The sequence below is a fragment of the Novosphingobium sp. TK46 genome, from assembly GCF_055361525.1.
Genome location: NZ_CM143963.1, coordinates 406,265 through 419,665, shown reverse-complemented (window position 1 = coordinate 419,665; position 13,401 = coordinate 406,265). Strand labels below are relative to the sequence as shown.

Genomic DNA, 13,401 nt, shown 5'->3' with positions numbered 1-13,401 from the left:
CCAACGACGGCACGTGCCGAATGAAAGGGTTACGCTTATGGAACGAGGTGTACCAATCCGTGCGGTTTGCCGCGCGATATCGATCCTTCAGGAAATCAACCAGATGGGATCGCTGACGATGATGCAGATCGCGAAACGCGGTGGCATCCCCTATCCGACCGCATGCCGGATCGTTCAGACGCTCATCCATGAGGGCCTGATCGAGCAGGAACCGGCGCGCAAGTACTACCGGCCCACCGCGATGGTGCAGTCGCTGTCGCAAGGCTTCCAGGCGGACAGCCTGTTGGTCGAGCGCGGCAAGCGCTACATCCGCGCGCTGACGGCGAAGATCGGCTGGCCGGTTTCGCTGACGGTGCGCATCGGCACCAACATGGTGGTGCGCGATTCCACCCACGCCGAAACCTCGCTGACGTTCGAGCGCTACTACCCCGGCTATCGCCTGCCGCTGATGGACTGCGCATCGGGCCGGGTGTGCCTGGCGCAGATGGCGCCCGAGGAACTCGATCGGGTGATGAACTGGGTTTCGCTGGTCGGTGCTCCCGAAGAGCAGGACCAGACCGCCTACGTCTCGGTCAACACGCTCAACAAGATCCGGGACGAAGGTTATGCCGCGATCGGCTGGGGCCAGCACAACCTGACGCCGGGCAAGACCTCGTCGATCGCCGTGCCGATCTTCCGCGACGGCAAGTTCGAAGCCGCGCTGACGCTGATCTACTTCGCCGCCGCCATGAAGCAGGGCGAGGCGGTGGAGCGCTACATGACCGATCTCAAGGCGACGGCGGAGGCGATCTCGGCCGAACTGAGTGCCTTCGATCGTGAAGGCGTGCTGCTCAACTAACAGGCTTACGGGCCGCAACGCTTCTCCCCGTTCACGCCAGCGCCTGAACGGGGAGCAAGGCCGCGTCAGGTGATTTCCGCCTCGCGCTCCAGGCTCTTGAACATCGCCTGCTCGACGATGTAGGCATGGCGTGCCTTCGGATCGTTCTCCAGCCGCGCCAGCATCTGCTCGCGCGCGGAGAGGCCGCCGCCGGTGGCGGTCTCTTCCGCCGCTTTCTTGTTGGCGATGGTCTGCGCCTGGACGAACTCGCGCGTCACCGTGCGGCGCTGGCGGTCGTAGAGGTCGAGCAGTTCGTCGCCCGCGCCGTCGAGGATCACCTTGCCCAGCTTGTCGGCCAGGTTCATCGAATCGTGCACGCCAGAGTTCATGCCGAAACCGCCCAGCGGATTGTTGAGGTGCGCCGAGTCTCCCACCAGCAGGATCCGCCCTTGCCGGAAGCTGGTGGCGACGCGCTGATGCACCCGGTAGCGCGTGCGGTGCGTGGTCTCGATCTGGACATTCGCGCCCAGCAGCTGCGCGAAGACCTCGTCCTTGCGCGCGTCGCTGGTCACGTCCTCGTCGCTCTCGGTGTCGCTCACCGGCACCAGCACGCGCCACTGGCCGGGCACCCGCAGGGCCACGCACCAGAACGGGTCGCCACTGACGTAGTTTACTTCCTTGAGCCAGGGCAGATGCTGTTCGATCGGGTACTGCGTCGACAGCGTCAGGAAGGTCTCGGGGTAGGTGAATCCGTCGAAGCCGATGCCCAGCCACTTGCGCACTGTGGAGTTGCCGCCATCCGCGCCGATCAGGTAATCGGCGGAGAACAGCTGGATATCGTAAGGTGTCTCGGCCGAGATGTGAACGCCGTTGGCGCCCTGATCGACTTTGAGGATGCTATGCGAGAACAGCACTTCGGCATTGGGCATCGCGGCCAGCTTGGCCGCGATCAGCCGGGTCAGCTTGAACTGCTCGCACTGCAGGCGATAGGGGTATGGTGTGACGTCGGCGATCTCGCTCATGTCGAGCGTGAAGTTGCGCCCGGTGGCGCGGTTCGAATACTGATAGACGGGTGCGCGCAGACCTTCGGCCTCGAGCGTTTCGCGCAGGCCGAGCGACTCCAGCATCTCCAGCGTGGGCGGATGCAAGGTGGAAGCGCGCATGTCCTCCATGCAGGTTGGTGCGTTTTCCAGCACGCGGACCGAGATGCCCTTCAGCGCAAGCGCATAGGCGACCACCATGCCGGCTGGACCGCCGCCTGCGACCAGCACCTGTGATCGCGAACTGTCGAATGATGTAAGCAAGCTTGCCCCCGCGTAATCGTCTCGATACCGCCGGACCGCTCGAGCCTGTGTTGCGGAGCGCTGAGTTCCTCCGGCAACCCGGATGCTCGACGTTCCCAAACCTGCGCCTGTCCTGCGAATTATCTTGTCTCGACAATGCATAGGCAAGTGGGCGACAGGGTCGTGGCATCATCGTCGGCCTGACCGCGCTGCGAATAGTTGAGGCCGGCGCGGCGCGAGGCTTTGCCCGCCATGCAAGAAGCGGCGGCACAGTTTAGCGACGGAGAACGCCATGCACCTTCAGCCAGAGCCGCAGCACCCCAGGATCGCGGCGTTGCTGACGCAGCCTTACGCCGGCCGCATGCTGATCGGCGGCGCGTGGGTCGAGGCCGAGGGTGGCAAGACACTGGAGTCGCTCGATCCCGCTACGGGGCAGGTGGTCGGACTGGTGCCGGACGCCAGCGCCAGCGACATCGACGCGGCAGTCGCGGCAGCGCGCGCAGCGCAGCCGGGCTGGGCGGCGACCCCTCCGGTCGAGCGGGCGCGCATGCTGTGGACAATCGCCGACGTGATAGAGGCGAACATCGACGAGTTGTCCGAGCTGGAAGCGCTCGACCAGGGCAAGCCGCTCTACGTCGCGCGCTGGGCCGAAATTCCCGGCGCGGTGGCGCAGTTCCGCTTTTTCGCAGGGCAGGCGATGGCGATCGAGGGCAGCACCATCACGCCGTCGATCACCTACCAGCCGCCGGGCAAGCAGATGCGCGCCTGGACCCTGCGCGAGCCGGTGGGTGTGGTGGCGGCGATCGTGCCGTGGAACTCGCCGGTGGTGCTGACCTGCATGAAACTGGCGCCCGCGTTCGCCGCTGGCTGCACCGTGGTGCTGAAGCCGGCCGAGGACACCTCGCTGACCGCGATGCGGCTGGGCGAGCTGATCGAGGAGGCAGGACTGCCCGCCGGCGTGCTCAACGTGGTAACCGGGCGCGGCGCGACGGCCGGTTCGGCGCTCGCCTCGCACGCGGATGTGGACAAGGTCGCCTTCACCGGCAGCACCCAGACCGGGCGGGCGATCCTCGATGCGTCGAAGGGCAACCTCAAGCGCGTGTCGCTGGAGCTGGGTGGCAAGTCGCCGGTGATCCTGATGGGCGATGCCGACCTCGACCTCGCGATCGGCGGCGCGGCCAACGCGATCTTCTTCAACGCAGGGCAGGTCTGCGTCGCCGGATCGCGCGCCTATGTGCATGCCTCGATCTACGACCGGGTGATCGAGGGTTTGTCGAGCTACGCCTCGGGCATCGCCATGGGCCACGGCCTGAACGCGGCAACGCAGATGGGCCCGCTGGTTTCGCCACGGCAGGCCGAGCGGGTCAGCCAGTTCATCACCAGCGCACGCGGCGAGGGTGCCGAGATCGTCACCGGCGGCGGGCGCTCTGGTCCGAACAACACCTTCATCAGCCCGACCGTGATTGCCGGTGTGACGTCCGACATGGAGATCGTACGCGAAGAAGTGTTCGGCCCGGTGCTGGCGGTACAGAAGTTTGACGATGTCGAAGAGGTGGTGCGCTCGGCCAACGACAGCGTCTACGGCCTCGCCGCCAGCGTGTGGACCGAGTCGCTCTCCGCCGCGCACCGCATGTCCTCGGCGATCAAGGCGGGCACGGTGTGGATCAACTGCCACTCGATGTACGATGCCAGCCTGCCGATCGGCGGCATGAAGCAGTCCGGTTATGGCCGCGACAGTGGGCGCGAGGCGCTGGACAGTTATCTGGAGACCAAGACTGTCTGCGCGGTGGTGTGAACCTATCCGAACAGCGGAGACTCACCGTACCGGGTTCATTATGATCTATTCTTAAGCCATATAACGAACGTCGCGTTCTAGGATCCCACCATGCTCAACACCTTCCAGCAGCAGTTCCACGGCATGCTTCCCGTGCCCACGCCCGAAGAGGCGTCGCGCCAGGAGTTCGCCAAGAGCCTCAAGCACTTCGTCCAGCAGGGCATGCTGCCCGGCCTCGGTCCGATCTTTCAGGGCCGCGCCGCGCCCAAGTTCGAGAAGGAGCATGGCCGCGCGCCGGCGGATCGCCACGACATCCGCAAGGCGATGGTGCCCGACAACTACTTCCGCCACTACGGCGCGCTCAACCGCATCAGCCAGGAACTGCTGTGGGACTCGGTGATCGACAGCGTCGAGCGCGAGGCCGAGCAGCTCGAAGGCGTCGCCGCGCAGATGTCCGGCCGCAACAAGGGCAAGCTGGTGATCCCGAAAGGCTTCGAGGTGCCCCGCTACGTCAGCGCGCTCGACATCCACTGCATGCCAGGCGGCTATGTCGGTGCGGGCGAGACGGTCGATCAGGTGCTGCCCGGCGTGCTCTACGATCGCGGCGTCTACATCTATGCGATGGGCTACACCGGGCCGTACAACGACGACATGGGCCGCTCGGTGTGCAACTACGTCAAGCGCAAGCTGCCAGAGTTCAAGCCCAGGCGCATCCTCGACATGGGCTGCACCGTTGGCCACTCGACGCTGCCCTATGCCGAGCTGTTCCCGGATGCCGAGATCTGGGGCATCGACGTGGGCGGGCCGATGGTGCGCTATGCCCACGCTCGCGCCGGCGCGATGGGCTTCGACGTCAACTTCGCGCAGATGAACGCCGAAGCGACCACGTTCGAAGACGGCTATTTCGACCTCGTCGTCAGCCACATCCTGCTGCACGAGACCAGCGGCAAGGCGATGCCCAAGATCGTCGAGGAATGCTTGCGCGTGCTGCGCCCCGGCGGCCTGATGATCCACGCCGACTTGCCGCCGTTCGACCTGATGGACCCGTTCACCCAGTTCATTCTCGACAACGAGACCTACTACAACAACGAGCCGTTCTGGGGCGCGATGCGCGAGCTGGACCAGGTTGCCATCGCCAAGGCGGCGGGCTTCGATCCCGAGACCATCCGCTTCGACACCGCGCCGATGGCGGTGATGGAATACGCCGGGTCGGGCTACACCGAGGAAGCGGCGGCCGACGTCGCCGAGCGCGAGTTCACCGCCGGTGAGTTCGCGCCGGGGGGCGGCTGGGAAGTGCTGATCGCCCAAAAGCCGGAGCTTGCGGCGTGAAGCGCGAGGCCAAGGGCAAGCGCCCGCACTTCTACCAGGACCCCGCGCTCGACCAGATGATGAGCATGATCATGGTGCTGGCGGGCGAGGTCTCGGTGCTGGCCGATCAGCTCGATTCCACCCACCGCGTGTTGGCCAATCACGGTATCGATGCCGCGCTGGAGATCGCCGCGTTGGAGTTCGACGATGAAGCGCTGCAACAGCGCGAGGGCCGTCGCCAGGCGATGCTGGAGCGCATGTTCTACCTCGTGCGAAAGGAAGCCGCCGAAGCCGGTGCGGCGGAAACCGTCGAAAGCTACATCAAGACCATCGACGAGATCGCGGTCGGATGAACGCGCCTCTCGACTGGCAGGCCCAGCTCGCCGCCACGGTGGGCACCGACGGGCTTATCGTGGAGCCTGAACGCACGGCCGCGTTCGCCACCGACGTTTACCGCGCGCAGGTTTCGCCCGCAGCTGTGGTGCGCGTCCGCAGTGTCGAGGAACTACAGGCAGTGGTGCGGATCGCCGCTGCAGCCAAGTTGCCGTTCACCGTGCGCGGGGGCGGGGCGTCCTATACCGATGGCTACAACAGCGCCGATGCCGGGCACCTGCTGATCGACCTCAGCCTGATGACACGCATCGTCGAGATCGATGAGTACGGCGGCTTCATCACCGTCGAGGCGGGCGTGACCTGGGCGCAGATGTCCGATGCGCTGGCGGCCAAGGGCTTCCGCACGCCGTTCCGTGGCCCGTTCTCCGGGCTGGCAGCGACTGTGGCCGGATCCATGTCGCAGAATTCGATCAGCCACGGTTCGGGCGCTTACGGCATCTCGGCGGAGTCGGCGCTGTCGTTCGACGTGGTGCTGACCGATGGCACCTTGCTGCGCACCGGCTCGGCGGCGGCGGGGCTCAAGCCTTTCGCGCGTCATTTCGGGCCCGACCTCACCGGCTTGTTCACCGGCGACTGCGGCGCTTACGGGATCAAGGCGCGCGTCACCCTGCCGGTCATCCGTAACCGCACGGCGCACCGCGTCGTCTCGTTCGCCTTCGCCGAGTTCGCGCATATGCACGAATCGATGCGGCGGATCGCCATCGAGCGGATCGAGGATTCGCACTTCGCGCTCGACGCGGCTCTGTCGCAGGGGCAGATCGCGCGGCAGGACCGTGCGGGCAACACGCTGGGCATGGCGCTGTCGATTCTGCGCAGTTCGCCGGGGCTGGTCTCGGGTCTGAAGCAAGTCGCCGCCGCCGGTCTCTCGGCGCGCCGGCAGATCGGCAAGTCGGCGTTCATGACGCACTACATCGTCGAGGGCTTCGACGATGCCGAAGCCAAAGCGCGCCTGCACCGCGTGCGCCAGCTCAATGCCGATCTCGCCACCGAGATCGCCGCGACGGTCCCCTCGGTGGTGCGCGGCATGCCGTTCGCGCCGCTCTACAATACGCTGGGCCCGGGCGGCGAGCGCTGGGTTCCGCTGCACGGCGTGTTCGCGCATGCCGACGTCGTGCCGTTCCATCAGGCTTTGCAGCGTTTCTATGCCGATCGCACCGCCGAGATGAAGCAACACGGTGTATGGGGCGGCGGCATGTACTCGACCGTGGGCAGCAGCGGCTTCCTCTACGAGATCGCGCTGTACTGGCCCGACGAGCAGACGCCCTACCATGCCGCGCACATTCCCGCCGACTACCTGGCGAACTTGCCGAGGTTCCCGGCGAACCCGGCAGCGCGCGAGTACGTGCATCGGCTCAAGGGCGAACTGGTGGATCTGTACGATAGCCACGGTGCGATCCACTTCCAGCTTGGCCGCGCGTACCCTTATGCGGCGCGGTTGGACGCACCGGCGGCGCGGCTGGCGGGCGCGATCAAGGCGGCGCTCGATCCGGATCGGCTGATCGGACCGGGGGTGCTGGGGCTCTGATCGTGTCATCGCCGTGCGTTCAACAATGAGAAAGAGCCAGGCCCGACCGTGCTGTCCATAACCAAATAGGTTGTAATTATCAAGGTCGTGCCGGCAAGCTCCTCACGATACGGCGGCGTAATCCAGTTCGGCGCCGGTGCGGTCCTGCTCGGCGGGGTCGTTCTCGACCAGGTTGATGAACACGCCGTCGCAGTCGCGGATGCACACTTCCAGCTGTGCGCGGTGTTCCATTGCGAAGACCTGCGGCTCGGGCGCCCAGGTGGCGCCGAGTTCTCGCAACCGCGCGACCGTAGCGATGATGTCGGTCACGTAGAACACCAGCGCCACTTCGCCGATGCGGGCAGGGCCGGTCGCGGGCGGGATTACCTCGTCGGTGGTGCCGTCGGCCAGCTTGAACAGGCCGACCATGCCGTAGTTGGGGCCCGGCCGTTTGACGATGCGGATCTGGAACGGGCGCGGATCGTCGAAGCCGAGGATGGCGGTGGCGGAAGGGTGCGCGAGGTCACCTTCGAAGTAGGTCTCGGTCAAGCCGATCGCGCGATAGAAGGCGGTCGCCTTGTCGAGGTCGCGCACGAAGATGGTGGCGCGGATCAGCGCGGAGCATGGATGGGTCATGCCGCCAGTCTGCCGTCTGCCCGCCGTTGTACCACCCGGCGCAGAACTGTGGCCGTCAGGTGAGCAATCGGCCGCGTGCGCCCTTGCCCCGCAGCTGCCTGGTTCCGACAAGCGCGCACATCGCACGGCCCGAACCAGGATACCCGCCATGACCGACTCGCTTGGATACCGGATGAAGTTCGCGGTGATCGCGCCGTCCACCAACACCAGCGTCCAGCCCGAGTACGACGCGATGCGCCCGCGCGGGGTGACCAATCACTTCGAGCGGATCTCGATCCCCGACACCCAGGTCGGTTCGGACGACAGCTTCATGGTGATGCTCAACAACATCCGCGCCGGCACGATGGACTCGATCGACGTGTCGATGTCAATGGATCCGGGCTGCCTGATCATGGGCATGTCCGCCGAGACCTTCTGGGACGGCGCCGATGGCGCGGAACGGCTGCAGAAGCGTTGCGAGGAGCGCACCAACGGCGTGCCGGTGATCATGGGCTCGCACGCGGTCGACGCGGCGATGAAGGCTTACGGCGGCATAAAGAAGATCGGCATCGTCACGCCGTACATGCCGGTGGGTGACGACAACGTGCGCCGCTTCTTCGAGGACCAGGGCTACGAGGTAACCGCGGTGAAGGGTCTGAAATCGCCCTCGCCGATGATGATCGCGCACGAAAGCAAGCAGACCCTGAAGCGCGCGGCGCAGGAAGTGTCCGAGGGCGCCGATGCGGTGATCCAGTGCGGCACCAACCTTGCCTTCGCCGAAGTGGCGGCGATGGCCGAGTTCTGGCTGGAGAAGCCGGTGATCGCGATCAACACCGCGACGTACTGGCACGCCCTGCGCAGTATGGGCATCATGGACCAGATGGACGGCTTCGGTCGCCTCTTGTCCGAATTCTGATCGGGCTTAAGCCGCCCCACAAGGCAATCGGAGTCACACCCATGGAATACGATTACGTCCCGCTTCCCCAGCGCAAGCCGCTCAAATGGCCGGACGGCAAGCGCGTCGCGCTGATCCTGACGTTCAACCTTGAGACGTGGGATCTCACCAAGGACACCGACAAGCCGTATTACGCCGGCGGCCCGTCGATCCTGCCCGATATCCTGCCCGGCAATACGCCCGATTTCCCCAACTACACCTGGCGCGAATACGGGCAGCGGGTGGGACTGTGGCGGATGCTCGACGTGTTCGACGAACTGGGCGTGAAAGCCAGCTGCACCACCAACGCTGTCACTTTCGAGCGACGCAAGGCGATGACCGACGCGGTGCTGGAACGCGGGTGGGAGCTGCTGACGCACAACTGGGAACAGGGCGAACTCCTGACCAGCTTCGCCAATGATCCGGCCAAGGAGCGGGACATCGTGCTGCGCAGCCTCGACCAGTTCGAGAAGTATACGGGGCGCAAGTCGAAGGGTTGGCTGTCCTCGTCCCTACGCGGTACCATGCGGACCGCCGACATCCTCGCCGAGTACGGTTGCACGTTTTACTGCGACATCATGAACGACGATCAGCCGTTCCTGCTGCGCACGCCGCATGGACCGATCGTATCTGTGCCGTACTCCAACGAGATCAACGACTTCACGTTCATCACTCGCAAGAATTTCACCACCGATCAGTTCGCACAAGCGCTGATCGAGGAGCTGGACGTGCTCTATGACGAGGGCGCGAAGTCCGGCCGGATCATGAACGTCGGCCTGCATCCGCACGTCACGGGACGGGCTCATCGCATCCGCGCGATCCGCGAGTTCATCGAGCATGCCAAGTCGTTGCCCGACGTTTGGTGGGCGACGCGCGAGGAGATCGCTGAGTGGTATCTGCAGAACCACGAGAGCCACATCGAAGGCCAATTGCGCTGATGTGACGAAGATGCCCGGGACCGATCGTGTCGGTTCCGGGCACTCGGCGCGGCGGGGGGCTTCAGGCTTCGACGATCAGGCGCATATGGACCGTTCCGGCGCCTTCGCGCAGCCGAGCGGCGGATCGATACGCATCCGACTGGGCGTAGGCTTTGGCGGAGGCGGCATCTGGGAAGCGGCTGACGATCACGCGTTCGTTGGGATCGATATCGCCTTCCAGAACTTCGGTGATCTTGCCGCGAACGATATATTCGCCACCATGCCGTTCGCTCAACCCCGCGATTGCCTTGGTGTATGCGCCGAACTTGTCAGGATCGGTGATGCGCACGGTGGCGACGATGTAGGCTGCCATGGTCTGGTCCTTCTTGTGAGTTGCGTTTGCCGGCGGGGATCGCGGAAAACCAATCAGGCGGCTTTCAGCGCATTGACGACTTGCAGGCGCATCGTACCCTTGACGCCGTAGTCGGCCCAGTCGGTGCCCATGCCCGAGTTCTTGATCAGCGGGAACGGGTAGCGCGGATCGAATGCCCCATGCTGGTTGACCCATCCGGTGCCGACGTTCAGCCGCGCCGCGACCTCTGCGCCATGCGCCACATCGGCAGCCCAGATAGAGCCGGTAAGGCCGTAAGGGCCACGGTTGATCCTGGCGATCACGTCGTCGAGATCGTCGTAGGCGATGATCGGCAGGATCGGGCCGAACTGCTCCTCGTCCACCAGCCGCGAGCCGTCGCCGAGGCCAGCGACCACGGTGGGCGGGTAGAAATAGCCTTCGCGATCCAACGGCGCGCCGCCGGTCAGCACTCTGCCACCGGCCGCCCTGGCATCCTCGACGAATCCGCAGATCTTGTCGAATTGCGCCTTGTTCTGGATCGGTCCCATCTCGTTCGCCGGATCCAGGCCATCGCCGATGGTGATCTTTTCCGCCGCCGAGGAGACCGCCTCGCAGACCTCGTCGTGCATCGCGGTGGGCACGTAGACGCGCTTGATCGCGGCGCAGAACTGTCCGCGGTTGGCAAGGCCGATGCGCACGGACGTATCGACCATCCTATCGACCGGGCCGCCCGGCAGCAGAATCGCGGCGTCGTTGCCGCCCAGTTCCAGCGTGACCGGTCGCAGAAACTCGGCCGATTGCCGGGCGATATGGATTCCGGTGGCCGTCGAGCCGGTGAACGAAACCTTGTCGAGACCCGGGTGCGAGACGAGCGCCGCGCCTACCGCTCTGCCGCCGCCGATTACGTTGAACACGCCCGCCGGCAGAATGTCGCACGCCAGCCGGCCGACTTCCAGTGTGCTGAGAGGCGTCAGCTCCGATGGCTTGAGGACGATCGTGTTGCCGCCGATCAGCGCGGTGACGACTTTCTGCAGGCCCAGGATTAGCGGTCCGTTCCATGGCGCGATGGCACCGACCACACCCAGCGGGCACCAGCGCTCGGTGACCATGTGGGTGTCGGTATCCGACAGAACGCTGGCATGCGCGCGCACCGCTGCGATGATGCGCAGGCTGACGACTGTTCCGACGACCTGACCCCGCGATGAGGCGACGTTCATCCCTTGCTCGAGGGTGTTCAGAACCGATAGGTACTCTGTGTTCGCCTCGATAACGTCGGCGAGCCGCCCGATATACGCTTCCCGCTCATCCCAGGTCAGCGCCGCCCAGGCGGGTTGCGCGCGGCGGGCGGCGGCGACCGCGGCATCGACTTCGGCAGGCGTGGCCGCCGGGCTCTTGTGGAAGGGTGTTCCGGTCGCGGGATTGATCACGTCCTCGAACGCGGTGGCGACCGGGGCACCGCCGATCGACTGGGTGAACTCGGTGTGCAGGATCCGTTCGACCAGGTCGTTCACTGCCGCTCTCCATAATCGCGCCAAAGGGTGCCTTCTAGCCCGACTGTCCAGCGGCGCGCACCGATCGTCGGTTGCTTGCTCACCATGCGAACAGCAGCGCGTGCCCGCAACTCCTCATCAGCCGGACAGATGCGAACGAGCGCACCAGTTCGTTTCCTCTCGCTCTAAGAAAGCGTGAGCGCCGCAACAAGGAATGTCGCATGCAGACCAAGCCCATCCAGGAAGCGGTGGTGAGCGTGTTCGATATCGAGCGGCTGGTGCGTCCGCTGGTCGAGGTCTGCGGTTATGTCGATACCCCACTGCCCGATGCCCCGCGTGAGCAGTTCGCCGCGTGGCATCTGCCGCCGCAATGCAATCGGATCGAACAACGCCTGCTCGTCCCCCGCCCGAGCAAGGCATTCGGCGCCGACGGGCGCGGGGCCTTGCGGCTGGTGCGCTTCCATGGCGTCGAGCAGAAGGTCATGCGCTCCAGCCAGAGAAGCTGGGATACCGGCGGCATCTTCGATGTCGACGTGTTCTCGGCGGATCTCGACCGCATCTATCATGGCCTGCAACGGCATGGCTGGACCGCGATGGGGGAGCCGGTCGACTACAGCGAGGCCATGTTCTCGGTTCGTCAGGTGGTCGCCATGGGTCCGGATGGCCTGGTTCTGGCCATCATCCAGCGCTACGAGCCGTTCGTCGAGGGGCTCGACCCTGCCGGCTTGCTGTCACCTGTGTTCAACTCGACCCAGATCGTGAGCGACTTCGATGGCGCGCTGCGGTTCTATGGTGAGACCTTGGGCTTCGAACTGCAGATGACCTGCAAGATCGAGAACGTCGTCGAACCCGGGGCCGACGTGTTGGGCTTGCCCTTGCCCTACGCCAGGGATGCGCGGCGCGAACTGGCGATCTTCAAGCCGCAAGGGGCGAGCGAAGGCGGCATCGAACTGGTCAGAAACCGCGACATGCATGGACGGCACTGGGATGCCGATTGCATGGCACCCAACGTCGGCATTCTGTCACTGCGCTTCGAGGTGGCGGACGCTCGCGCCTATGCCGCGCAGATCGAGGGTCGCGGTGGGGTGCTCCATACCCCGATCATGCGGCTCGATATCGCACCGCTCGGCCCAGTGACGCTGTTCTCGGTGCGCTCGCCCGAAGGCGCGATCATCGAGTTCTACAGCCTGTAGGCGCGCTGCCGCATCAACCAGGCAGCGTGGCGAGGAAATGCGTGATCGCGGCGGCAATGCCCACAGGATCGGTTGCTGTCGGCAAGTTGTCACCGCCGGTCACCGCCGCCCGTGCTTGCGGGAAGATCGCTTCGGCGCGATCGAAGTGCATGTGGAAGAAATCGCCCGGCGTCGTCAGCAGCAGCACCGGGCAGGTCACCGCGGTCGCGCGTGCGGCGGTGTCGTGCTGGGCCACGGCCATGTACGCCTGCGGCCGTCCACGCCAGGCGCGCATCAGATCTGCGGTCGAGTCCTGCATGATCGCGACGTCGCAACCGGGATTGTGCGCGGCCACATAGCCCCAATTGGTCATAAGGTGAGTGCCATCGCGCTGCGGAGTGATCGGATCGCGGTAGCCGGCGACGAAGGCGTCGCGTTCCTCGGGTGTCATGAAAACGGGACCGCCAAGCATGATCGACAACACCCGGTCGGGCGAGCGCGCGGCAATCTCGATCGCCAGGCTGGCGCCGGTGTGATGCCCGAACAGGTGGAACGTGTGCGCGCCGAGTGCATCGAGCGCGCCAAGCAGTTGGTCCGCGTAGTCTTCCAACGCCGGCCACCCTTCTGGATCGTAGGAGCCGCCAAAACCCGGCGTGTCGAGCGCGATCAATCGATTGGGCAGGTCGAGCACCCGCAGCGTCGGATCGTAGGTCTTGGCCGAAAGCGCGGTCTGGTGGAGGAAGACGATCGCCGGCTCGGTGCCCTCGACCGCATGATAATGGATCTGGCCATGCGGCGTATCGGCGTAGCCTTTGCGGATTTCACGCAAGTGTCAGCACTCC

The 13,401-nt window shown here is 65.3% G+C and carries 13 protein-coding genes; 8 read left to right on the top strand and 5 right to left on the bottom strand.

Annotated features, from left to right (window positions below):
* Positions 1 to 37 precede the first annotated feature (37 nt).
* A complete protein-coding gene (locus ACXJ1Z_RS01935; RefSeq protein WP_463779147.1) occupies positions 38 to 838 on the top strand; it encodes an IclR family transcriptional regulator domain-containing protein in 801 nt (266 codons plus the stop codon).
* Positions 839 to 903: 65 nt separating this feature from the next.
* Here ACXJ1Z_RS01935 and ACXJ1Z_RS01930 read toward each other — a convergent pair whose 3' ends face one another.
* On the bottom strand, positions 904 to 2,088 hold the full coding sequence (locus tag ACXJ1Z_RS01930; protein ID WP_463779145.1) for an FAD-dependent oxidoreductase: 1,185 nt from the start codon (positions 2,086 to 2,088) through the stop codon (positions 904 to 906).
* 304 nt (positions 2,089 to 2,392) lie between these two features.
* Between ACXJ1Z_RS01930 and ACXJ1Z_RS01925 the strand changes: the two genes are divergently transcribed.
* The 4 genes from ACXJ1Z_RS01925 to ACXJ1Z_RS01910 all read left to right on the top strand — a co-directional run bounded on the left by ACXJ1Z_RS01925 (position 2,393) and on the right by ACXJ1Z_RS01910 (position 7,100).
* On the top strand, positions 2,393 to 3,895 hold the full coding sequence (locus tag ACXJ1Z_RS01925; RefSeq protein WP_463779144.1) for an aldehyde dehydrogenase family protein: 1,503 nt from the start codon (positions 2,393 to 2,395) through the stop codon (positions 3,893 to 3,895).
* A 90-nt stretch (positions 3,896 to 3,985) separates the two neighbouring features.
* Positions 3,986 to 5,203 (top strand): class I SAM-dependent methyltransferase, encoded by a 1,218-nt coding sequence (locus ACXJ1Z_RS01920; RefSeq protein WP_463779143.1) that lies wholly within the window; start codon positions 3,986 to 3,988, stop codon positions 5,201 to 5,203.
* Positions 5,200 to 5,535: a hypothetical protein gene (locus tag ACXJ1Z_RS01915; RefSeq protein ID WP_463779141.1), complete on the top strand. Its 336-nt coding sequence runs from the start codon at positions 5,200 to 5,202 to the stop codon at positions 5,533 to 5,535. The genes ACXJ1Z_RS01920 and ACXJ1Z_RS01915 overlap by 4 nt, the downstream gene beginning before the upstream one ends.
* Complete coding sequence (locus ACXJ1Z_RS01910; protein WP_463779140.1) at positions 5,532 to 7,100, top strand: FAD-binding oxidoreductase; 1,569 nt, start codon at positions 5,532 to 5,534, stop codon at positions 7,098 to 7,100. Before ACXJ1Z_RS01915 ends, ACXJ1Z_RS01910 begins: the two co-directional genes overlap by 4 nt.
* Before the next feature lie 102 nt (positions 7,101 to 7,202).
* Here the strand turns inward: ACXJ1Z_RS01910 and ACXJ1Z_RS01905 are convergent, their stop codons facing one another.
* Positions 7,203 to 7,715, bottom strand: coding sequence for a VOC family protein (locus ACXJ1Z_RS01905; RefSeq protein WP_463779138.1), 513 nt, complete (start codon positions 7,713 to 7,715; stop codon positions 7,203 to 7,205).
* Between the two features lie 148 nt (positions 7,716 to 7,863).
* On the opposite strand from ACXJ1Z_RS01905, the gene ACXJ1Z_RS01900 reads away from it, so the two are divergent.
* Positions 7,864 to 8,610, top strand: coding sequence for a maleate cis-trans isomerase family protein (locus tag ACXJ1Z_RS01900; protein ID WP_463779137.1), 747 nt, complete (start codon positions 7,864 to 7,866; stop codon positions 8,608 to 8,610).
* Positions 8,611 to 8,651: 41 nt separating this feature from the next.
* The gene (locus ACXJ1Z_RS01895; RefSeq protein ID WP_463779135.1) at positions 8,652 to 9,566 is read left to right on the top strand and encodes a polysaccharide deacetylase family protein; all 915 of its coding nucleotides are present in this window, start codon (positions 8,652 to 8,654) and stop codon (positions 9,564 to 9,566) included.
* Positions 9,567 to 9,627: 61 nt separating this feature from the next.
* On the opposite strand, the gene ACXJ1Z_RS01890 is transcribed toward ACXJ1Z_RS01895, so the two are convergent.
* On the bottom strand, positions 9,628 to 9,918 hold the full coding sequence (locus ACXJ1Z_RS01890; protein ID WP_463779134.1) for a DUF1330 domain-containing protein: 291 nt from the start codon (positions 9,916 to 9,918) through the stop codon (positions 9,628 to 9,630).
* A gap of 53 nt (positions 9,919 to 9,971) precedes the next feature.
* Positions 9,972 to 11,408: an aldehyde dehydrogenase family protein gene (locus ACXJ1Z_RS01885; protein ID WP_463779132.1), complete on the bottom strand. Its 1,437-nt coding sequence runs from the start codon at positions 11,406 to 11,408 to the stop codon at positions 9,972 to 9,974.
* Between the two features lie 200 nt (positions 11,409 to 11,608).
* Here ACXJ1Z_RS01885 and ACXJ1Z_RS01880 point away from each other — a divergent pair, with 200 nt between their 5' ends.
* Positions 11,609 to 12,580 (top strand): VOC family protein, encoded by a 972-nt coding sequence (locus ACXJ1Z_RS01880; RefSeq protein WP_463779130.1) that lies wholly within the window; start codon positions 11,609 to 11,611, stop codon positions 12,578 to 12,580.
* 13 nt (positions 12,581 to 12,593) lie between these two features.
* On the opposite strand, the gene ACXJ1Z_RS01875 is transcribed toward ACXJ1Z_RS01880, so the two are convergent.
* Positions 12,594 to 13,388: an alpha/beta fold hydrolase gene (locus tag ACXJ1Z_RS01875; protein WP_463779128.1), complete on the bottom strand. Its 795-nt coding sequence runs from the start codon at positions 13,386 to 13,388 to the stop codon at positions 12,594 to 12,596.
* Positions 13,389 to 13,401 lie beyond the last annotated feature (13 nt).

Bases quoted from the DNA above. Each gene is read 5' to 3' on its own strand.
- ACXJ1Z_RS01890 (WP_463779134.1), bottom strand. From the start codon at position 9,918: ATGGCAGCCTACATCGTCGCCACCGTGCGCATCACCGATCCTGACAAG.
- ACXJ1Z_RS01880 (WP_463779130.1), top strand. From the start codon at position 11,609: ATGCAGACCAAGCCCATCCAGGAAGCGGTGGTGAGCGTGTTCGATATC.
- ACXJ1Z_RS01925 (WP_463779144.1), top strand. From the start codon at position 2,393: ATGCACCTTCAGCCAGAGCCGCAGCACCCCAGGATCGCGGCGTTGCTG.
- ACXJ1Z_RS01920 (WP_463779143.1), top strand. From the start codon at position 3,986: ATGCTCAACACCTTCCAGCAGCAGTTCCACGGCATGCTTCCCGTGCCC.
- ACXJ1Z_RS01910 (WP_463779140.1), top strand. From the start codon at position 5,532: ATGAACGCGCCTCTCGACTGGCAGGCCCAGCTCGCCGCCACGGTGGGC.
- ACXJ1Z_RS01895 (WP_463779135.1), top strand. From the start codon at position 8,652: ATGGAATACGATTACGTCCCGCTTCCCCAGCGCAAGCCGCTCAAATGG.
- ACXJ1Z_RS01900 (WP_463779137.1), top strand. From the start codon at position 7,864: ATGACCGACTCGCTTGGATACCGGATGAAGTTCGCGGTGATCGCGCCG.
- ACXJ1Z_RS01905 (WP_463779138.1), bottom strand. From the start codon at position 7,715: ATGACCCATCCATGCTCCGCGCTGATCCGCGCCACCATCTTCGTGCGC.
- ACXJ1Z_RS01935 (WP_463779147.1), top strand. From the start codon at position 38: ATGGAACGAGGTGTACCAATCCGTGCGGTTTGCCGCGCGATATCGATC.